Genomic DNA, 19,555 nt, shown 5'->3' with positions numbered 1-19,555 from the left:
CGACCTCCGATGGTGCGACGCACCCCGTTGCGCGAAGGGCTGGTGGACATCGACGGCGCCCGGATCGCCGAGGCCACCGAGGAGCTGCGCCATCGCGGCCGGGCCACCCTGCACGACCGGCTGCACCGGGTGCGGATGGCCGGCGGACTCGCCGTGCAGGCCGGGCTGGCTGCCGGGCTGGCGTACTTCGTCTCGCACCGGCTGCTCGGCAACCCGCAACCGGTGTTCGCGCCGATCTCCGCGGTCGGCACTCTTGCCGCGTCGGTCGGCCAGCGGTTCCGCCGGACCGTGGAGTTGATCGTCGGGGTAGGGGTCGGGGTTGCCGTCGGCGACCTGCTGATCTACCTGCTCGGCACCGGGGCCTGGCAGCTCGGCCTGGTGGTGACGGTGGCGATCCTGCTCACGATCTTCGCCGGGGCGAGCGTCGCCATCGTCATCCAGGCGGCGGCCACGGCGGTGCTGATCGTCACGCTGAGCCCGTCGACCCAGAACCTGGAGATCCCCCGCTTCGTCGACGCGTTCCTCGGCGGTGGGATCGCGCTGCTGGTCACGGCGGTGCTGCTGCCACTGAACCCGCTCCGGGTGATCAACCGGGCTGCCCGGCCGGCGCTGGACCTGCTCGCCGCCCAACTCGACGCCACCGCCGACGGGCTGCGCAACCGTGACCGCGCCGGCATCCAGCGCGCACTGGACCGGCTGCGCAACAACAAGGAGGAGCTGGCCACCCTGGCCGAGGCGATCGAGGGCGCGAAGGAGACAGCCACCCTCTCCCCGGCCCGTTGGCACCGCCGCGACGAGTTGACCCACTACGCGGAGGCGGCCGACCCGATCGACCGGGCGATGCGCAACAGCGGCACGCTGATCCGCAGGTCAGTCACGCTGATCGAGGACGAGGAGCCGGTGCCCGATCCGATGCCGGACGCGATCAACCACCTCGCCGAGTCGGTCCGGCTGCTCAAACACGAGTTCGCCGCCGGCGAGGAACCGGAGAAGGCCCGCGAGCGGTCGCTGCGGGCCGTCAGCGAGGCCGGGCGAGCGTACGGCGACGGGGTCGGCTTCTCGGGCAGTGTGGTGGTCGCCCAGATCCGGACCACCGCGAGCGACCTGCTGGTGGCCTCCGGAATCGAACAGGAGGAGGCGAACCGGTGGATCCGCACCGCCTTCGGTGAGCAGGAGCGCCCGGTCGGAGAGCCCGCCGAGCCGGGCGAGGCGCCGAGACCACCCACCGCCCCGCCGGTCGGCTGAGCGAGGGCGCGCGGAGGCCTCAGCCCAGCTCGGCGAGCGCGGCGATCAGCCGGTCCACCTGGGCCGCCGTGCTGCCCAGGCCGATGCTGGCACGCAGCGCGGTGGGCGGCAGGTCCCGCCGACCGGTACGCCCCGCCGCCTCGGCGAGCAGCCGCCGGGCCAGCGGGTGAGCGCAGAACAACCCGTCCCGTACGCCGATGTGGTGCTCGGCCGCCAGCCGCGCGGCCACGTCGCTGGACTCCCAGCCGGCGACCACGAACGAGACGATCCCGACGCGGGGCGCGTCCGGGCCGAAGGTGCGCAGCTCCACGACGTTCGGCAGGGCGGCGATGCCGGAGCGCAGTCGAGCCAGCAGCCCCTGCTCGTGGGCGGCCAGTGCGGCCCGGTCGGCGTCGTCGAGCGCCGCACACACGGCTGCCAGCGCCACCGCCCCGAGCAGGTTCGGGGTGCCGCCCTCGTGCCGGGCCGGCCCGGTCGCCCAGGTCACGTCGTGGGTCGCCGGCCCGACGTGGCTGGTGGCACCACCACCGGCCAGGTACGGCGGGGCGTCGTCCAGCCAGTCCGCCCGGCCGATGAGCACACCCGCACCGAACGGCGCGTACAGCTTGTGGCCGGACACGGCCAGGTAGTCGACGTCGAGCGCGAGCAAATCGACCGGGACGTGCGGGGCGAGTTGCGCGGCGTCCAGCACGATCCGGGCGCCGTGCCGGTGTGCCACCCGGGCCAGCTCGGCGACCGGCCACAGCTCACCTGTCACGTTGCTGGCACCGGTCACCGCGACCAGTACCGGCAGCGCCAGGTTGCTGCCCCGGCGCAGCTCGGTGAGGGCGGCGGCGAGGTCGCGTACCGCCGCGTCGGGGTCGGTGGGCACCGGCAGCCGGACCGAGCCGCGTGGCCAGGGCAACAGGTTGGCGTGGTGCTCGGAGGCGTTCGTGACCACCGTCGTGCCGGCCGGCAGGGAGCGCGCCAGCAGGTTGAGCGCGTCGGTCGTGTTGCGGGTGAAGATCACGTGGTCGTCGGCGCGGACGCCGAAGAAGTCACCGACCGTCTGCCGGGCCTGCTCGTAGGCGAGGGTGCAGCGCCGGGACAGCGCTCCCGCGCCACGATGCACGCTCGCGTACCACGGCAGCAGCTCGGCCACCGCGTCGGCGGCGGCCCGCGCGCACGGTGCGCTGGCCGCGTAGTCCAGGTTGATCTCGCCTGGTATGCCGAGAACGTCCAGCGGTCGCGACGAGGCCGGCCGGGCCGCGGCGTCGAGGCGGGTGGGCAGCGAGGGGACAAGGGTGACGGACACGCCGGAACCTCCGGGGTCAGGGACCCCGGGTGCGGCATCGGGACGGGGTCCGCGCTTGCCCAGCACACCGATCGGGCTGGGCCCGGTCATCACCCGGGGCACCCCACCGCGAACTCGACGAGGGTTGCCGGCCAGCAAGCCGGGGCTTGACGCTGGCGCTCGTGACCTGCCGGCAGCATAGCGGCTGCCGATGCGACCGGACCAGCCGGCGGCAGATCGCTACGCTGACCGCATGGCCGACACCCCGCCCGGTTCACCCCTGCCGTCGTCGCCCGCGCCAGCGGCCCCGTCCGTCGGCGAGGCACCCCGGATGCCGCTGCGCCGACTGGGCTGGCGGCGGTTCCTGGCGCTGGCCGGGGTGGTGCTGCTCATCGCCGCCTGTGCGGTGTTCATGGTCTTCACGCTCGGCCAGTCGCTCGGCGTGCAGGCCCTGCTGATCGGGGTGGCCGCCGCCATCCTGCCGGTGCCGGTGCTGGTCGCCTGCTTCCTCTGGCTGGACCGGTACGAACCGGAGCCGTTGAAATATCTGATCTTCTGCTTCGCCTGGGGAGCGTTCGTCTCCACCGCCGCCTCGCTCACCGTAAACGACTTCGCGGCCAACCGCTTCGAGGACTGGGGTCTGCCCGACGCGCTCACCGGGGTGCTGGTGGCACCGTTCATCGAGGAGCTGACCAAGGCGCTCGGCCCGATCCTGCTGCTGGTGTTCCGCCGCCGCGAGTGGTCCGGGATCACCGACGGCCTGGTCTACTGCGGGCTGTCCGCGGTCGGCTTCGCCATGGTGGAGAACATCCTCTACCTGGGCGGGCTGGGCTACGCGTCCGGTGTCGACCGGTACGGCCCGGCCACCGGCATCCAGCAGGTCATCGCGATCTTCATCCTGAGGATCCTGCTGTTCGGGTTCGCCCACCCGCTCTTCACCTCGATGACCGGTGTGGGGCTGGGCATCGCGGCGCGGACGGCCGACCGGCGGGTCCGGGTGCTCGCCCCGATCGGCGGCCTGCTGCTGGCGATGATGTTGCACGGCACGTGGAACCTGCTGCCCACGCTGACCCAGGCCACCGGCCAGGCGTTGATCATGCTGTACGGCTTCCTGGGCCTGATGGTGCCGGTGTTCTTCGGGATGGTGGGGCTGGCGGTGTGGCTGCGCGCCTGGGAGGGGCGGCTCACCGAGCGGACCCTGCCGGACTACGTACGCGCCGGCTGGCTGAGCCCGCCAGAGGTGGCCGCGCTGAGCAGCCTCGGCCGGCGGCACGCGGCCCGCAGGTGGGCCCGGCGGGTCGCTGGTGACGCCGGGGTGCGCGCCATGCGCGGCTACCAGTCCGCGGCCACCCGTCTGGCCCTGCTGCGCGACGGCACCCTGCGCGGCCTGGACCGCAAGCCCGCCGACCAGGACCGGAGCGCGCGAGAGGAGCGGGAGCTGCTGGACGCGATCACCGCGTACCGGTCGTTCTTCGTCGGCCGGGACCCGCAGGCCCCGACCGGGGTCTGGGACGGCAGCCGCTACCACCTGCGCTTCCCGGACGGTACGCAGCGCCCGGTGGACGCGCCGGACGAGCCGGTGGTGCCGATTCCGGTGGTGCTGGCCCCTGCCGCGCCTCCGGTGGGCTACGCCCCGTCCGGCTGGCCCGCTGCCCTGCGACCGCCCGCGCCCTGGCCGCCGCATCACCCCTGACGGCCGGTGCCCCGGCCCAGCTCAGGTCATCAGGGTGGTGAGGAAGTCACCGAAACCCTGGAACATCGCGATCAGGGCTGCCCCGATCGCCTTGAACATCTGCGCGGCGCCGTCCGGCCGGAAGGCCACGAAGTAGATCAGGAACGCGACGCTGCCCCAGGTCAACAACTTCTTAACGAATACCGGCATCGTCCCTCCCCAGGGCCACGGTCGCCGGATGGCTTCCCGTCGTGCGGCCGGGCAAACGGCGCGCGGCGGGGCGTGGTGGCCCGGGGAGGTGCGTCAGAGGTAGAGGCCGGTGGGGTCGTTCTCGATCCGCTCGGCGGCCACGGCGTGCACGTCCCGCTCGCGCAGCAGCACGTACCCACGGCCGTGCAGCTCGACCTCGGAGCGGTCGTCCGGGTCGAAGAGCACCCGGTCGCCGGAGACGATGGCGCGGACGTTCGGGCCCACTCCCACGGCGGTGGCCCAGGCGAGGCGTTTGCCGACCTGGGCGGTCGCCGGGATGACGATGCCGGCGGTGGAGCGACGTTCGCCCTCGCTGCCCTCCATCCGCACCAGCACCCGGTCGTGCAGCAGGCGGATCGGCAGGCCGGCGTCGAGATCGTTGTCGACGGTCACGCCGCAGACGCTACCGTGTGGCCGACGGCCGGCTGCCGGTGGTTACGCCGGTGGTGGCGGGGGCAATGTGTGGCGGAACTGCCCTACGGTGTCGGCAACGGACGTATGCTGTCCGACCTGTCGCCGTGGGCGGACCGATTTCTTCTGCCAGGAGGTGCGCTTGAGCCGCTTCGAGCGGGTACGCGGGCGGCTGCGCCGCGCCTACCAGTCACGACAGGATTCGGCGCCTGCCGACGAGGGCAGCACGAGCGAGGAGTTGAGCGGCGTGTCGGACGCCGCCCGGGTGGCGTCGCCGGCCGTACCGGGGCCGCCCGCACCGCCGAGCGCCTCGGTGTTCGGCGCGGAACCTCCGGTGGACCTGCACAGCTCAACCTCCAGCCGGGATGACGCTGACGTCCCGCACGGGCTGCGGATCGCCGCCGCGTGGTGCTGGCGCCTGATCGTGATCGGTGTGGTGGCCTGGGCCCTGCTCCGGGTCGTCGGCACGATCAAGATCGTGATCATCCCGCTGGCCATCGCTCTGCTGCTCTCCGCGCTGCTCGCGCCGGCGGTGGGCTGGCTGTTGCGGGCCCGACTGCCCCGGTCGCTGGCGACGGCGGTGGTTCTGGTCGGCGGCCTGGCCGCGGTGATCGGCACGCTGACGCTGGTGGTCAACGAGTTCATCCGCGGTGTGCCGGAGCTGAGCGAGAAGTCCTCGGAGGGCGTCCGGCAGATCCAGGACTGGCTGAAGACGGGCCCGCTGCACCTGTCCGACGGCCAACTCGACCGCTACATCGACGAGGCGCAGGCCTGGATCAACGACAACACCTCGAAGTTCACCAGCGGTGCGCTGAGCACGGCCGCGACGCTGGCGGAGGTGCTGACCGGCACGCTGCTGGTGCTCTTCGCGACGTTCTTCTTCCTGCGTGACGGCAACCGGATCTGGCGTTTCCTGGTCCGGCTGCTGCCGGTGGCCGCCAGGTGGAAGGTCGACGACGCTGGCCGCGCCTCCTGGCACACGCTCGGCGCCTACGTCCGTGCGACAGTGCTGGTCGCCTTCATCGACGCGGTCGGCATCGGCATCTTCCTGGTCATCTTCGACGTTCCGTTCGCCTTCCCACTGGCCGCGCTGGTCTTCCTCGGCGCGTTCATCCCGATCGTCGGTGCGGCGCTCTCCGGTGGCGTGGCGGTGTTGGTGGCGCTGGTCGACAGCGGCCCGGTCACCGCGTTGATCATCCTGGGGGCGGTGATCGGTGTTCAGCAGATCGAGGGGCACGTGCTCCAGCCGCTGATCATGGGCCGGGCGGTCGCTCTCCACCCGCTCGCCGTGATCATCGGTATCGCCGCCGGTGTCGTACTCGCCGGCATCACCGGCGCCCTGGTCTCCGTGCCGCTCATCGCGGTGCTGAACACCGCGGTCCGCCGGCTCGCCGCCCGAAGGGTCCCGGACACCCCACCCGACGCCGTGGTGGTCGCCTCCCAGGCCCCCTGACCTCCCAGGCCCCTGACCTCCCGGGCCGCTGGCGTCAAGATCACGCACGATCGTGGAAACAGTGGCCTCCCCGCTCGGGGAGGCCACTGTTTCCCTGTTGTAGCGCGATCTTGGCGGCGCGACAGCGGCGCGCGGGGCGGGGCGTCGCGGCGCGTTGGGTTCAGGACTTGGCGAGGCGTTCCAGGGCGCCGCGGGCCACCTCGGGGCGGGTCGTGTACCAGAAAGGCGGCAGCGAGCGGCGCAGGAACGGCCCGTAGCCCCGGGCCGTCTCCAGCCGGGAGTCGAGCACCGCGACCACGCCCCGGTCGCCGGTCGCCCGGATCAGCCGGCCCACACCCTGGGCCAGCCGGACCGCCGCGATCGGCACGCTGACGGCGGAGAAGCCGGAACCACCACCGGCGTCCACAGCCGCCGCGCGGGCGGCGGCCAGCGGCTCGTCCGGACGGGGGAAGGGCAGCCGATCGATGACGACGAGCTGACAGGCGTCACCCGGCACGTCCACCCCCTGCCACAGCGACATCACCCCGAACAGGCAGCTCGCGCGCTCCTCCCGGAACCGGCGGACCAGCAGCGGCAGGGCCTCCTCGCCCTGGAGCAGCACCGGAAGGTCGGTCCGCGCCCGCAGCAGCTCCGCGGCCTGCTGCGCGGCCCGCCGGGAGGAGAAGAGCCCGAGAGTACGACCACCGAGTGCCTCGACCAGCCCGAGCAACTCCTCCCCGGCGGCCTCGGGGAGCCCGGAGACGCTGGGGCGGGGCAGATGCGCGGCGACGTACAGGATGCCCTGCCGGGCGTAGTCGAACGGCGACCCGACGTCGAGGGACCGCCACCCGGGACCCTCGGTGGCCGGTACGACGGCGCCGGCGGTGACATCTCCAGCGAGGCGACGGCCCGGCGCCTCGGCGGCCGGACGGCCCGGGCCGGTGCGGGCGGCCATCGCGGCCGCGGCGGGAGTCGGCGGGGCGGGCGGCGGCGCGTCCAGCCCGAGGGCGCGGGCCACCGTGTCGAACCGGCCGCCCAGCGCCAGGGTCGCCGAGGTGGCGACGACTGTGCGTTCGTCGTACAGGTGGGTGGCGAGGGTGCCGGCCACCGAGAGCGGCGCGACCACCAGCGCACGACGGCTGCCGCTGTCGTTCTTCTCCACCCAGGCCACGTCGTGGTCGGCCTCCTCCAGCAGCCGCTGCGCGGTGGTGGAAAGCTCGTCCAGTGCGGCCTTGGCCTGCTGCTTGCGGACCGGGTCGGGGTCGTCGGCCTTGATGTCGCCGATCGCGTCCAGGGCGGAGCGGGTTGCCGCGTCGAGCAGCGTGCACGCCTCCCGAAGAGGCGTCGGCAGCCCGGCGGTGAGCCGCCCGGCCGGCGCCTCGGCCAGCCCGACCGCGAGGGCGTCACCGGCAGCGGTGAGTGCCTCGGCGGTCTCCGGCCGCAGCAGCGTACGGGCCCGTCGGGTGGTCCGGTCGATCAGCTCCGGCACCAGCTCCGCCTGGGCCGCGGAGGAGACGCGGTCGGCCAGCTCGTGCGCCTCGTCGACGATGAGCAGCTTGTGCGGTGGCACGATGTGCCGGTCGGCGAGCATGTCGACCGCGAGCAGGCTGTGGTTGGTCACCACGATGTCGGCCTCGCGGGCACGGGCCCGGGACGCCTCGGCGAAGCACTCCTGCCCGAACGGGCAGCGGGTCGCGCCGACGCACTCGCGGGCCGGCATCGACACCAGCCGCCAGGCCTGGTCGTCGACGCCCGGGTCCAGCTCGTCGCGGTCGCCCGTGGCGGTCTTCTCGGCCCAGTCACGCAGCCGCTCGATCTGCTTGCCCAGCCGGCCCGCCTCACCGAGCCACTTCGTCCCGCCGCCGGGGCGGGCCGCCGGGGCGTCGAAGAGGGTGTCCTCCGGCTCCTCCTCGGTGGAGTTGTCCAGTCGGGCGAGGCAGAGGTAGTGGTGGCGACCCTTGAGCACCGCGAAGGTGGGCCGACGGCCGAGCACCGGCTCGACCGCGTCGGCGAGTCGGGGCAGGTCGTGGTCGACCAGCTGGGACTGCAACGCCAGGGTGGCGGTGGAGACCACCACCGGGCCGTCCACGGTGAGCGCCGGCGCGAGGTAGGCCAGTGACTTGCCGGTGCCGGTGCCGGCCTGCACGAGCAGATGCTCGCCGCCGGCCACGCACTCCTCGATCGCTTCGGTCATCTGCTGCTGGCCGGGGCGTTCCGCGCCACCGGGCACCGCGCCGACCGCCGCCGCCAGCAGCTCTGTGCCGCTGGGCCGGGCACCCCTCCGGCGGCCCTTGGCGCGGGCCGACGGGGTGGCGGAACCGGTGGCGGTGCGGGGCGGAGTCACCGTGCGACGGTACCCGTCGTCGCCGACACCGGCCGCGCCCATCCGGCGCGTGGCGAGATGCCGGTACGGCCGGTCGGTCCGGGCCATGCCGTCCGGTTACCGCCGCGCTACGACGCGTGGGCAGTATCGGTTAGGGTGCGAATCATGCCGAGCGACATGGTCCGAGTGATCTACCGCAAGTACGACGGCAGCGCCCACCGCGACTACCCGGCCCGCCGGCTCACCGAGGACGATCTCGGCATCTGGCTCGGCGTGCCCGAGGGCACCGCGTCGGTCTACCACGGCCGGCCATCGGTGGAGAAGATCCCGTTCGTGCTGCTGGTGCCACATCGCGCCTGGTGGACGGCCATGTTCAACCCGCCGCCCCGCACCAGCGAGGTCTACTGCGACATCACCACCCCGGCCCACTGGGAATCCGACGACGTCGTGCACATCATCGACCTGGACCTCGACGTGGTCCGGCGTCGAGCCACCGGCCTGGTGGAGCTGCTCGACGAGGACGAGTTCGCGGAGCACCGGGCCCGGTTCGGTTACCCGGACGACGTGGTGGCCGAGGCCGAAGCCGCAGCCCAGCGGCTGCTCGGGTCACTCGGCGACGGCACCGAGCCGTTCGCCACCGCGTACCGCAAGTGGTTGGCCCTCGTGGTCTGAGGCCGCACGCCCGGTCGGTCGGCTCACCAGCGCGGCGGCCAGGTGTCGTCGTCGCCCAACGGCGCCAGGCCGGTCAGTTTCTCCGGGTTGAGCTGGTTGTAGATGGCGGTGATCCGCCCCTGGTCCACGGCGAACGCGGTGACCAGTCGGATCGGCCGCCCGTCGCTGTGCGCCGTCTCCATCTGTAGGCCGAGCGCGCCGTCGACCAGCACCGGTCGGGACCGTACGCGGTCGGCGTACCGGCCGGCGCGGCCGAACAGGCCGAGCGTGAAGCGACCCACCGCCGCCGCGCCGAGCACCGGCTGCCGGGCCGCGGGGAAGTGCCCGCCGGAGTCGCCGACGAAGACGACGTCCGGCGCGAGCACCCGGAGCAGCTGGTCCAGCTCGCCGGACTCGGTGGCGGCGACGAACGCTTCGAGCACCCGGCGCTGCTCGGCCAGGTCGGCGGTGTGCCGGGGGACGTCCGAGGAGGTGATCGCCCGCCGTGCGCGGGAGGCGAGCTGGCGGGCGGCCACCTCGGTGGTGCCGAGCGCGTCGGCGACCCGGGCGAACGGCACCGCGAACACGTCGTGCAGCACGAGGGCGACCCGCTGCTCCGGCGCGAGCCGTTCCAGCACCACCAGCAACGCCGCGCCGACCTGGTCGGTGCGGACCGCCCGTTCCGCCGGGTCCGTCGCGTACGCGTCCGACGACGGGCCGCCCAACGCGCTCACCACAGGTTCCGGCAGCCACTGCCCGGGGTACGCCTCCCGCCGCACCCGGGCCGAACGGAGCACGTCCAGGCAGATCCGGGCGCAGGTGGTGGTCAGCCACGCGGACAGTTCACGGATCTCGGCGCGGGCCGTCGGGTCGGCGAGCGCCCCGGCGTAGCGCAGCCAGGTCTCCTGCACCGCGTCCTCCGCCTCGCTGCGGCTGCCCAGCATCCGGTGGGCCACCACGAGCAGCCGGCCCCGCTCGGCCTCGAACTCCGTCGCCAGGTCCCGCACGACCCACCACCCTCCCGGTCGGCACCGTCCTGGCGTACATCCTCCCGTCGACCGCACGCGCTGGCAGCCCCGCCCGTCATCCGAGGGGTGGCCCTCGGCGGGCGGATGGCCTGCGGGTGGGCGATGATCCGTGGATGAGCGCACCCCAGCAAGGGCAGATCGTGGCACCGGTCGGTGGCTCCGTGCGGGAGCTGCTGCGGGTCACCGCACCGGTGGATCTCGGCGGGATCGATCCCCGTGCCACGCCCGGCCTGCCGGAGACTGTCGGTCGCGGTGAACGCCGTAAGGCCTGGGCGCGGGAGCAGGTGGAGCTGGTCGGCGGAGAGCTGGGCCGGCAGCAGGAGATGCTCTTCGCGATGGCCAAGACCGGGTCGGAGCGGCCCGCGCACCGGGTGCTGCTGGTGCTCCAGGCCATGGACTGCGGTGGCAAGGACGGCACGATCAAGCGGGTGGCCGGTGCGATGAACCCGCTGGGTCTGCACATCCGCTCGTTCGGGCCGCCAACCCGGAAGGAGTTGCGGCACGACTTCCTCTGGCGCATCCGGCGGGAGCTGCCGCCGCCGGGTTACGTGGGGATGTTCAACCGCTCGCACTACGAGGACGTGTTGATCGCCCGGGTCGGTGCGCTGGTGCCGGAGGCGACCTGGCGGGCCCGCTACGACGCGATCAACTCGTTCGAGCGGGAGCTGACCGAGGGCGGCATCACCGTGGTCAAGGTGATGCTGCACATCTCGTACGAGGAGCAGGGCAACCGCCTGCTGGAACGGCTCACCGACCCGCAGAAGCACTGGAAGTACAACCCCTCCGACATCGACTCCCGGGGGCACTGGGAGGACTACCAGGCCGCGTACGCCGAGGCCCTCAGCCGGTGCACGACGGACGCCGCGCCCTGGTTCGTGGTGCCGGCGGACCGTAAGTGGTACCGGGACTGGGCGGTGGCCCATCTGCTGCGTGAGACGTTCGACACGCTTGATCTGGGGTATCCGGCTGCCGATTTCGACGTGGCTCAGGAGCGGGAACGCTTGCTTGCTGGGGGACCGGGTGCGCGTGGGACGGCCGAGATGAACAGCAGGTGAACGAGCGGTGAATGAGGCTTGGCCAGGGGTGGGCCGGCGAATTCACGGTTCTGTCGGCTCCTAGCATTCACCGAGCGGACGTTCTTCGGGCGCCGCCACCCTTCCACCGACGCGACGAGGTCTGTGCTGTGAAGTTTTCCTTCCGCCCCACCGAGGGCGCCTTCTACGAGCTCTTCACCAGGGCCGCGCAGAACCTGGTCCGGGGCACCGCGCTGCTCAACGAGCTGGCCCTGCCCGGTGTCGACGTGCAGTCCGTGAGCGAGCGGCTGACCGAGGTCGAGCACGACAGCGACCAGATCACCCACGACCTGTACAAGAAGATCAACTCGACCTTCATCACGCCGTTCGACCGGGAGGACATCTACCGACTCGGCTCGCTGCTCGACGACGTGATGGACCACCTCGAGGCCGTCGGTGACCTGCTCTACCTGTACGGGCTGACCGAGCTGCCGGCGCTGCCCCGTGAGCTGCACGAGATGGTGAACGTGCTCGACCAGCAGGCCAAGCTGACCGCCGACGCGATGCCCCGGCTGAAGTCGATGAAGGATCTTGAGGACTACTGGATCGAGTGCAACCGGCTGGAGAACGAGGGCGACCGGATCAACCGGCAGCTGCTCGTCCGCCTCTTCTCCGGCGAGTACGACGCGTTGACGGTGCTGAAGATGAAGGAGGTCGCCGACGAGCTGGAGGCCGCCTGCGACGCCTTCGAGCACGTGGCGAACACCGTCGAGACCATCGCCGTCAAGGAGTCCTGAGCCGGTGTCCCCTGAACTCATCGCCGTGCTGGCGGTGATCGCGGTGGCCCTGGCGTTCGACTACACCAACGGCTTCCACGACGCCGCCAACGCGATCGCAACAAGCGTCTCCACCCGGGCGCTGACACCCCGGATCGCTCTCGGGCTCGCCGCGGTCGGCAACTTCGTCGGCGCGCACTTCGGCGCCGGTGTGGCCAAGACCGTCGGCGACGGGCTGGTCACCCTCCCGACCGGGGTGAACAGCCTCGGTGTGGTCTTCGCCGGGGTGCTCGGGGCGATCGCCTGGAACCTGATCACCTGGTACTTCGGTCTGCCCTCGTCCTCCTCGCACGCGCTCTTCGGCGGTCTGGTCGGCGCGACCCTGCTGTCCACCGGCGGCATCGTGCAGTGGGGCAACATCGGCGAGAAGGTGCTGCTGCCGATGGTGCTGTCGCCGATCGTCGGCCTCACCCTCGGTTACCTGCTGATGCTGGCCATCCTCTGGCTGTTCCGGAAGGGGCAGCCGGGCAAGCTCAACCGGGGCTTCCGCTGGGCGCAGACCGCCTCGGCCGCCGCCATGTCGGTCGGCCACGGCATGCAGGACGCCGCCAAGACCATGGGCATCGTGGTGCTGGCGCTCTACACCGGCGGTTTCCAGGAGAGCAAGACGCACATCCCGGGGTGGGTGTTCTGGACCTCGGCAACGATGCTGGCCCTCGGCACGTACGCCGGTGGTTGGCGGATCATCCGGACCCTCGGTCGCAAGATCATCGACCTGGGGCCGCCGGAGGGCTTCGCCGCCGAGACGGTCGCCAGCGCGGTGCTCTACTTCAACGCCCTGGTGTTGAAGGCCCCGATCTCCACCACCCACACGATCACCTCGGCGATCATGGGTGTCGGCGCGACCAAGCGACTCTCCGCGGTCCGCTGGAACGTCGCCGGCAACATCGTGCTCGCCTGGATCATCACGTTCCCGGCCGCAGCGCTGATCGCCTGCGTCACCTACCTGCTGGTCCGGCCGCTCTTCGGCTGACCCGGCCCCGGGCCCCTTGTCGACGCCTCATGCGTCAACAAGGGGCCCGTTCCGTCAGACGTAGCGCACGCCGATCTGCTCGCGGACCATGTCCAGCAGCGCCATCACCTCGAGGGTCGTGGAATGCGGCACCACCGGGCTCTCGGTCAGGCCGGCGGCCAGGCAGCGCTGCACCTCGATCGCCTCGTACTGGTAGCCGTTGCCGGATCCGTCGGCGACGATCGTCTCCGGCTCCGCGCCAGCCCGGTGCAGGGTCACGGAACCCGGACGGAAGAACGGCTCCGGCAGGTCGATCCGCCCAGTCGTGCCGGTGATCGAGGCGGTCTGCCCACTCAACCCGACCATGCCGCAGCTCAGGGTGGCCAGTGCTCCGGTGTCGTAGCCGAACAGCATGCCGGTGTTCTCGTCCGTCCCCTCCGGGCCGAGCTGCGCCCAGGAGCGGATGTGCTGCGGCACGCCCAGCAGCAGGTGGGCCAGGCTGATCGGGTAGATCCCCAGGTCGAGCAGGGCGCCCCCGCCCAGCGCCGCGTTGCGCATCCGGTGCTCCGGCGGGAACGGCCCGGCCACCCCGAAGTCGGCCCGGACGCCGGTCACCGTGCCGATCGCCCCGTCCGCGATCAGCTCGACCACGCGCAGGATCATCGGATTCAGCCGCATCCACATGGCCTCCATCAGGAAGACCCCGGAGGCGCGGGCGGTGTCCACCAGCTCGGTGCTGGTGGCCAGGTCGAGGGTGAACGGCTTCTCCAACAGCACCGCGCGCCCGGCGGTCAGGCAGGTCATCGCCGCCTCGTAGTGCGCGGAGTGCGGCGTCGCCACGTAGATCGCGTCGATCTCCGGGTCGGCGGCCAGCTCCACCCAGGAGCCGTAGGCGCGCTTCGCGCCATAGGTGTCGGCGAAGCGCTGCGCGCTCTCCGCGGCACGGGAGCCGACCGCGACCAGCTCGGCGTCCGGCACCAGCCGGAGGTCTTCGGCGAAACGGCTGGCGATGTGGCCGGTGGCCAGGATGCCCCAACGAGTCATGTCGGGCACGCTAGCCCAGCCAGGTGAACCACCCGGTGCCCGGCCGCCGACCAGCTCATCCGTCGGGACCTCGGTGCGCTCCGGGCCGCCCCGCCGGCCTGCCCGCACCCCGCGCGAGCCAGCGCCGGTTCGCCGGGGAACTAGGCTCGCGGCATGACGATCGACAGCGACGGTTTCGCCGCCCCGGCCGCCCTGGTCGAGCACGCCCGCCGGTTCCAGGCCGAGGGTGGCACCCCGGTGACGCCGCGGGTCGCGGCCACCGTGCTGCTGCTGCGTCCGACCGACGACGACTTCGAGGTGTACGTCATCCGCCGGGTTGCCGCCATGACCTTCGGCGGGATGTACGCCTTCCCCGGCGGCGGGGTGGACCGCTCCGACTCCGAGGCGCACCTGGACTGGGCCGGGCCGGCGCCCACCGAGTGGGCCGGGCGGCTCGGGGTGACCCCGGACGCCGCCCAGGCGGTGGTCTGTGCCGCCGCCCGGGAGGTCTTCGAGGAGGCGGGCGTGCTGCTCGCCGGCCCGGACCGGGCGACAGTGGTGGGCGACGTCAGCGGCGACGACTGGGAGGCCGCCCGGCAGGACCTGGAGGGGCGCCGGCTGGGCTTCGCCGCGCTGCTCGCCGAGCGTCAACTCACCCTGCGATCGGACCTGCTGTTGCCGTGGAGCCGGTGGATCACCCCGGAGTTCGAGCCGCGCCGCTTCGACACGTACTTCTTCGTCGCCCTGCTGCCGGCGGGGCAGCGGACCCGCGACGTCTCCGGCGAGGCCGACCACACCCTGTGGATCCGGCCGGCGGACGCGCTGGCCCGGGCCCAGGCCGGGGAACTGACCATGCTGCCGCCGACCATGGTCACGCTGGCGCAGGTGGCGGCGGCCGGCGACCTGGCCGGAGTGGCGCGAGCGGCGGCCGAACGGGACGCGGCCACCCCGATCACGCCGCGCCTGGACCTGCCCCCGAACGGCGAACCCCGCTTCGTCCTGGGCTGACCCGGAGTTGCCGCGCTGCCCGCCTCTCGACGTGCGCGGTCCGGTCCCGGTCCCGGTCCCGCCAAGATCGCGCTCGAACGTGGAAGTAGTGGCCTCCGTTTCCGGCGAGACCACTACATCCTTGATCGAGCGCGATCTTGGGTAGGGGTATGCGGCTCAGCCGAAGCGCCCGGTGATGTAGTCCTCGGTCTTCTTCACGCTCGGGTTGCTGAAGATCTTCTGGGTGTTGTCGTACTCGATCAGCCGGCCCGGGTCGCCGGTCTTCTCGATCGAGAAGAAGGCGGTCCGGTCCGACACCCGCGCGGCCTGCTGCATGTTGTGCGTCACGATGATGATCGTGAACTTGTCCTTGAGCTGGAACATCAGGTCCTCGATCGCCAGGGTGGAGATCGGGTCCAAGGCCGAGCACGGCTCGTCCATCAGGACGACCTGCGGCTCGACCGCGATCGTCCGGGCGATGCAGAGCCGCTGCTGCTGACCGCCGGAGAGGCCCGCGCCGGGCTTGCCCAGCCGGTCCTTGACCTCGTCCCACAGGTTCGCCGAGCGCAGCGCCTTCTCGGCCGTGTCCTCCAGGATCGACTTCTTGCGGACCCCGTTGAGCTTCAGCCCGGCCACCACGTTCTCGAAGATGCTCATGGTGGGGAACGGGTTCGGCCGCTGGAAGACCATGCCGATCGTGCGCCGGACCGCTGTGACGTCCACGTCCCGGTCGTAGATGTCCTGGTCGTCGATGGTCAGGCTGCCCTCGACCCGGGCACCCGGCAGCACCTCGTGCATGCGGTTGATCGACCGCAGGAACGTGGACTTGCCGCAACCGGACGGCCCGATGAGGGCGGTGACCGTCTTCGGCTCGACGGTCAGGTTGATGTTCTCGATGGCCTTGAACCCGCCGTAGTACGCGGTGACGTTCGAGGCTGAGACGCGCTTGGCCATGGTGGTACCTCCGGGGTTCATCGGCTGAGCCGGTTGCGACGGGCCAGCAGCTTCGCCGCGATCGTCAGGATGAGCACGAGGGCGACCAGGGTGAGTGCCGCGGTCCACGCCCGTGCCGGTGCGTACTTCGACGCGTCACCGGCCTGCTGGTAGACGAAGAGGGACAGCGACGACTGGTTGTTCTCGAAGGGGTTCGTGTTGATCGCGGCGCCGCCGCCGGCGACCAGCAGCACCGGCGCGGTCTCGCCGGCCGCACGGGCGATGGCGAGCATGACGCCGGTGACGATGCCGGGCAGTGCCGTCGGCACCACCACCCGCAAAATGGTCTTCCACTTGGGTACGCCGAGCGCGTACGCGCCCTCGCGCAGTGGTGCCGGGACGAGGCGGAGCATCTCCTCGGTGGACCGGACGATGGTGGGCAGCATGAGCACGCTCAGCGCGAGCGCGGCGGCGAAGCCGGAGAAGCTCGGCCGGCCGTCGTTGAACCACGGCGACACGACCAGCACCCAGAACGCCAGCACGAAGAGGCCGGAGACGATCGACGGGATGCCGGTCATCACGTCCACGAAGAACCGGATCGCGAAGGCGAACTTGCCCCGGCCGTACTCGACGATGTAGATCGCGCAGAGAACGCCGAGCGGGACGGTGATCAGGGTGGCGATGCCGACCTGCTCCAGCGTGCCGACGATCGCGTGGTACGCGCCGCCGTTGGCGTCCCGGGCCCCGATGTTGTTCATCGAGGTCTGGAAGAAGTTGGCGTCGAACCGCTCGGCGCCCTTGCTGACCAGCGTCCAGACCACCGAGACGAGCGGCAGCACCGCCAGCACGAAGGCGGAGTGGATCAGTGCGCTCCAGGTGCGGTTGCGCGCCGATCGGCGCCCCTCGACCGCGTTGGCGGCGGCGAAGAGCCCGACCAGGTAGAGGATCGCGCCGAGGACGACCACGAGGACCGGGCCGCCGATGTCGGTGCCGTAGACGATCACGGCGGAGAGCACCAGGGCTGCCACGGCGATGGCCGGGGCGGCGTACCAGGGCAGCCGCCTGGCCCGCAGCGAGGCGGGCTGGGCCGGCGGCCGGGTGCGGTGGGAGGTGACGGTTGTGGTCATGCGGCCGACTCCGTGAACTCCCGGCGGCGGTAGATGATCGCCCGCGCCGTGATGTTGACGATCAGCGTGATGGTGAACAGCACCAGGCCGGAGGCGATCAGCGCGCCCCGGCCGGTCTCGTTCGCCTCGCCGAACGCGTTGGCGATGTTGGCGGCGATGGTGTTGCCGCCGTTCTGGATCAGGTTGAACGAGATGCCGAAGGTGATGCCGAGGGTCAGCGCCAGGGCGATGGTCTCGCCGAGCGCCCGGCCGAGGCCGAGCATCACCGCGGCGATGATGCCGGGGCGGCCGTAGGGCAGCACCGCGGTGCGGAGCATCTCCCAGCGGGTGGCGCCCAGCGCGAGGGCGGCCTCCTCGTTCGCGGTCGGCGTCTGGAGGAACACCTCGCGGGAGAGCGAGGTGATGATCGGCAACACCATGATGGCGAGCACCAGGGCGCCCAGCATGATCGACTTACCGAACGGCCCGTCGCCGCCGAAGATCGGGATCCAGCCGAAGTACTCGTTCAGCCAGACGGAGAAGTCCCGGACCGGGTTGATGAAGATGTCCCGCCCCCAGAGGCCGAAGACCACGCTCGGCACGGCGGCGAGGAGGTCGACCAGGAAGCCGAGCGCGGTGCCCAGCCGGCGGGGTGCGTAGTGCGAGAGGTAGAGCGCGATGCCCAGCGCCACCGGTACCGCCATGAGCAGCGCCAGCGCCGAGCTGAGCACGGTGCCGAAGGCGAGTGTGCCGATGCCGAACTTCGGCTGCGTCTCGTTGGGAGACCAGCCCTCGTAGGACCAGAAGTTCTCGGTGTTGGCGCGGAGGGCCGGCACCGCCTTGGCGATCAGGAAGATCGCGATGGCGGCGATGATGACCAGAACGGCGGTGCCGGCGGCCAGTGTGAGACCGCGGAAGGCCCGCTCGGCGCCGAACTTACGGCTGCGCGGCAGTGCGCCGCCGCCGCCCAGTCCGGTGCCGCCCGGGGAACGGGTGCTGACTGGTGCCTCGGCCACACGCGCCGAGACACCGGCGGGCCACTCGTGACTCTGGGTCACGCGCGTCCCGCCGGTGCCGGCGTCGGCCGAGCGGTGAGGGGTTTCACCCATCTGCTCGCTCGATTCGGTTGCGGAGGTGGTGGGGTCGGGTCAGGAGAGGTTCTTGACCGCGGTCTCGACCTTGGTGCGGACCGTCTCGGGCAGCGGGGCGTAGCCCAGGTCGGTCAGCGAGGTCTGGCCCTCGGCGCTGGCGGCGTAGCCCAGCAGACCCTTGACCAGCTTCAACTTGTCGGCCGCGAGGCCCTTGCTGCAGACGATCTCGTACGTCGCCAGGACGATCGGGTAGGCCCCGGCCTCCTTGGTGTTGTAGTCGATCTTCAGCTTGAGGTCGTCGCCCTGGCCCTCGACCGCCGCGCCGGCGATGGTCTTGCCGGCAGCCTCGGCGGTCAGCGCGGCGAACTCGCCCGCGCCGTTTCCGATCTTGGCCATCTTCAGGCCGGCGTTCTCGGCGAACGACCACTCCATGTAGCCGATGGAGCCGTCGGCGCCCTTGACCGAGCTGGCCACGCCGTCCGAACCCTTGGCGCCGGTGCCGCCCGGGGCCTTCCACGCCTTGGCCTTGCCGAGGGTCCAGTCGGCCTCAGCGGTCTTCGACAGGTAGTTGGTGAAGTTGTCGGTGGTGCCCGACTCGTCCGAGCGGTGGACGGTCTGGATGGTGGTCGACGGGAGCTTGGCGTCCGGGTTGTCGCCCTTGATCGCCGCGTCGTCCCACTTGGTGACCTTGCCGGCGAAGATCTTCGCCAGGGTGGCCGGCTTGAGCTGGAGGTTGTCCACACCGCTGACGTTGTAGGCGACGGCAACCGGGCCGATCACCATCGGCAGGTGGATGGCCTTGCCGCCGACGCACTTGGCGTCGGCCTGCGGCTGCTCCTCCGGCTTGAGCGCGGAGTCGGAGCCGGCGAAGTCGGCGGTCCCGGCGATGAACGCCTGGATGCCTGCGCCCGAGCCGGTCGGCTCGTAGTTGATCGTGGTGCCCTGGCACTTCTGCTGGTACGCCTTGATCCACTCGGCCATGGCGTTCTTCTGCGCCGACGAGCCCTGGGCGTTCAGCGTTCCGGTAGCGCAGTCGACCGCGGCGGTCGAGCCCGAAGCGCTGGCGCCGGAGGCGGGCTCGTTGTTGTCCGAGCCGCATGCACTGAGGCCGAGCGTCGCGGCAAGGGCGAGGCAGGCAATAGTGCCGTACCGCTGGAGCTTCACCTGAGGGGTTTCCCTTCGCGTCTGACTTGGCGCCCCGATCCCGGGGCCCGAGGACCGGCACTGACCGGCTGACACGAAAGTTAGAAGTGCCAGGTAGCCGGTTCGCCGGTCACAAGTGAACGCAGGGTGAACACGTACGGCCCGCGAGGTGACCGCTTGCTGAGGG

17 protein-coding genes, 2 pseudogenes and 1 riboswitch are annotated in these 19,555 nt (G+C 71.7%); of the genes and pseudogenes, 8 read left to right on the top strand and 11 right to left on the bottom strand.

Going from position 1 to position 19,555, the window contains the following annotated elements; all coding sequences use genetic code 11:
* Positions 1-9 precede the first annotated feature (9 nt).
* Positions 10-1,245 (top strand): FUSC family protein, encoded by a 1,236-nt coding sequence (locus HNR22_RS16980; RefSeq protein WP_179781181.1) that lies wholly within the window; start codon positions 10-12, stop codon positions 1,243-1,245.
* A 19-nt stretch (positions 1,246-1,264) separates the two neighbouring features.
* On the opposite strand, the gene HNR22_RS16975 is transcribed toward HNR22_RS16980, so the two are convergent.
* Complete coding sequence (locus HNR22_RS16975; protein WP_246382384.1) at positions 1,265-2,515, bottom strand: aminotransferase class V-fold PLP-dependent enzyme; 1,251 nt, start codon at positions 2,513-2,515, stop codon at positions 1,265-1,267.
* A 70-nt stretch (positions 2,516-2,585) separates the two neighbouring features.
* Positions 2,586-2,706: riboswitch (SAM riboswitch) on the bottom strand.
* A gap of 23 nt (positions 2,707-2,729) precedes the next feature.
* On the opposite strand from HNR22_RS16975, the gene HNR22_RS16970 reads away from it, so the two are divergent.
* The gene (locus HNR22_RS16970) at positions 2,730-4,211 is read left to right on the top strand and encodes a PrsW family intramembrane metalloprotease (RefSeq protein WP_179781179.1); all 1,482 of its coding nucleotides are present in this window, start codon (positions 2,730-2,732) and stop codon (positions 4,209-4,211) included.
* Between the two features lie 21 nt (positions 4,212-4,232).
* Here the strand turns inward: HNR22_RS16970 and HNR22_RS16965 are convergent, their stop codons facing one another.
* Both HNR22_RS16965 and HNR22_RS16960 read right to left on the bottom strand, forming a co-directional pair.
* Complete coding sequence (locus HNR22_RS16965; protein WP_172862117.1) at positions 4,233-4,400, bottom strand: hypothetical protein; 168 nt, start codon at positions 4,398-4,400, stop codon at positions 4,233-4,235.
* 93 nt (positions 4,401-4,493) lie between these two features.
* Positions 4,494-4,832 carry a GroES family chaperonin gene (locus tag HNR22_RS16960; protein WP_088950411.1) on the bottom strand — a complete coding sequence of 113 codons (339 nt, stop codon included), beginning with the start codon at positions 4,830-4,832 and terminating at the stop codon, positions 4,494-4,496.
* Between the two features lie 160 nt (positions 4,833-4,992).
* Here HNR22_RS16960 and HNR22_RS16955 point away from each other — a divergent pair, with 160 nt between their 5' ends.
* On the top strand, positions 4,993-6,303 hold the full coding sequence (locus tag HNR22_RS16955) for an AI-2E family transporter (protein WP_218906463.1): 1,311 nt from the start codon (positions 4,993-4,995) through the stop codon (positions 6,301-6,303).
* A gap of 160 nt (positions 6,304-6,463) precedes the next feature.
* Here HNR22_RS16955 and HNR22_RS32030 read toward each other — a convergent pair.
* Positions 6,464-7,159 (bottom strand): annotated as a pseudogene (locus HNR22_RS32030) (ATP-dependent DNA helicase); the annotation flags it as partial.
* Positions 7,160-7,270: 111 nt separating this feature from the next.
* Positions 7,271-8,668, bottom strand: a pseudogene (locus HNR22_RS32025) (ATP-dependent DNA helicase); the annotation flags it as partial.
* Positions 8,669-8,770: 102 nt separating this feature from the next.
* Between HNR22_RS32025 and HNR22_RS16945 the strand changes: the two are divergent.
* Entirely contained in the window at positions 8,771-9,277 is a 507-nt protein-coding gene (locus HNR22_RS16945) for a DUF402 domain-containing protein (protein WP_088950409.1), read from the top strand.
* 23 nt (positions 9,278-9,300) lie between these two features.
* Here HNR22_RS16945 and sigJ read toward each other — a convergent pair whose 3' ends face one another.
* Positions 9,301-10,263: an RNA polymerase sigma factor SigJ gene (sigJ, locus tag HNR22_RS16940; RefSeq protein ID WP_179781177.1), complete on the bottom strand. Its 963-nt coding sequence runs from the start codon at positions 10,261-10,263 to the stop codon at positions 9,301-9,303.
* Positions 10,264-10,397: 134 nt separating this feature from the next.
* Here sigJ and HNR22_RS16935 point away from each other — a divergent pair, with 134 nt between their 5' ends.
* The 3 genes from HNR22_RS16935 to HNR22_RS16925 all read left to right on the top strand — a co-directional run bounded on the left by HNR22_RS16935 (position 10,398) and on the right by HNR22_RS16925 (position 13,106).
* On the top strand, positions 10,398-11,339 hold the full coding sequence (locus HNR22_RS16935; protein ID WP_179781176.1) for a PPK2 family polyphosphate kinase: 942 nt from the start codon (positions 10,398-10,400) through the stop codon (positions 11,337-11,339).
* 128 nt (positions 11,340-11,467) lie between these two features.
* Positions 11,468-12,094: a DUF47 domain-containing protein gene (locus tag HNR22_RS16930; RefSeq protein WP_053655020.1), complete on the top strand. Its 627-nt coding sequence runs from the start codon at positions 11,468-11,470 to the stop codon at positions 12,092-12,094.
* A gap of 4 nt (positions 12,095-12,098) precedes the next feature.
* Positions 12,099-13,106, top strand: a complete 1,008-nt coding sequence (locus tag HNR22_RS16925) for an inorganic phosphate transporter (protein ID WP_091402868.1) — start codon at positions 12,099-12,101, stop codon at positions 13,104-13,106.
* A gap of 54 nt (positions 13,107-13,160) precedes the next feature.
* On the opposite strand, the gene HNR22_RS16920 is transcribed toward HNR22_RS16925, so the two are convergent.
* The gene (locus HNR22_RS16920; protein WP_179781175.1) at positions 13,161-14,129 is read right to left on the bottom strand and encodes a Gfo/Idh/MocA family protein; all 969 of its coding nucleotides are present in this window, start codon (positions 14,127-14,129) and stop codon (positions 13,161-13,163) included.
* A gap of 153 nt (positions 14,130-14,282) precedes the next feature.
* Between HNR22_RS16920 and HNR22_RS16915 the strand changes: the two genes are divergently transcribed.
* Positions 14,283-15,116, top strand: coding sequence for an NUDIX hydrolase (locus HNR22_RS16915; protein ID WP_179781174.1), 834 nt, complete (start codon positions 14,283-14,285; stop codon positions 15,114-15,116).
* A gap of 156 nt (positions 15,117-15,272) precedes the next feature.
* Here HNR22_RS16915 and pstB read toward each other — a convergent pair whose 3' ends face one another.
* From pstB to pstS, 4 genes are read right to left on the bottom strand one after another with little or no spacing between them, the layout of a single operon-like run.
* Entirely contained in the window at positions 15,273-16,049 is a 777-nt protein-coding gene (gene pstB, locus HNR22_RS16910; RefSeq protein ID WP_088950403.1) for a phosphate ABC transporter ATP-binding protein PstB, read from the bottom strand.
* Between the two features lie 17 nt (positions 16,050-16,066).
* A complete protein-coding gene (gene pstA / locus HNR22_RS16905) occupies positions 16,067-17,155 on the bottom strand; it encodes a phosphate ABC transporter permease PstA (protein ID WP_179781173.1) in 1,089 nt (362 codons plus the stop codon).
* Entirely contained in the window at positions 17,152-18,243 is a 1,092-nt protein-coding gene (pstC, locus tag HNR22_RS16900) for a phosphate ABC transporter permease subunit PstC (protein WP_179781172.1), read from the bottom strand. The genes pstA and pstC overlap by 4 nt, the downstream gene beginning before the upstream one ends.
* Before the next feature lie 39 nt (positions 18,244-18,282).
* Positions 18,283-19,389, bottom strand: a complete 1,107-nt coding sequence (gene pstS, locus HNR22_RS16895; protein ID WP_179781171.1) for a phosphate ABC transporter substrate-binding protein PstS — start codon at positions 19,387-19,389, stop codon at positions 18,283-18,285.
* Between the last annotated feature and the right edge of the window lie 166 nt (positions 19,390-19,555).

Source organism: Micromonospora jinlongensis (assembly GCF_013410645.1).
Taxonomy (GTDB): domain Bacteria; phylum Actinomycetota; class Actinomycetes; order Mycobacteriales; family Micromonosporaceae; genus Micromonospora; species Micromonospora zamorensis.
This window is presented reverse-complemented; position numbering and strand designations above follow the sequence as displayed.

Bases quoted from the DNA above. Each gene is read 5' to 3' on its own strand.
- pstB (WP_088950403.1), bottom strand. From the start codon at position 16,049: ATGGCCAAGCGCGTCTCAGCCTCGAACGTCACCGCGTACTACGGCGGG.
- HNR22_RS16920 (WP_179781175.1), bottom strand. From the start codon at position 14,129: ATGACTCGTTGGGGCATCCTGGCCACCGGCCACATCGCCAGCCGTTTC.
- HNR22_RS16935 (WP_179781176.1), top strand. From the start codon at position 10,398: ATGAGCGCACCCCAGCAAGGGCAGATCGTGGCACCGGTCGGTGGCTCC.
- HNR22_RS16915 (WP_179781174.1), top strand. From the start codon at position 14,283: ATGACGATCGACAGCGACGGTTTCGCCGCCCCGGCCGCCCTGGTCGAG.
- pstC (WP_179781172.1), bottom strand. From the start codon at position 18,243: ATGGGTGAAACCCCTCACCGCTCGGCCGACGCCGGCACCGGCGGGACG.
- HNR22_RS16970 (WP_179781179.1), top strand. From the start codon at position 2,730: ATGCGACCGGACCAGCCGGCGGCAGATCGCTACGCTGACCGCATGGCC.
- HNR22_RS16980 (WP_179781181.1), top strand. From the start codon at position 10: ATGGTGCGACGCACCCCGTTGCGCGAAGGGCTGGTGGACATCGACGGC.
- pstA (WP_179781173.1), bottom strand. From the start codon at position 17,155: ATGACCACAACCGTCACCTCCCACCGCACCCGGCCGCCGGCCCAGCCC.
- HNR22_RS16945 (WP_088950409.1), top strand. From the start codon at position 8,771: ATGCCGAGCGACATGGTCCGAGTGATCTACCGCAAGTACGACGGCAGC.
- HNR22_RS16965 (WP_172862117.1), bottom strand. From the start codon at position 4,400: ATGCCGGTATTCGTTAAGAAGTTGTTGACCTGGGGCAGCGTCGCGTTC.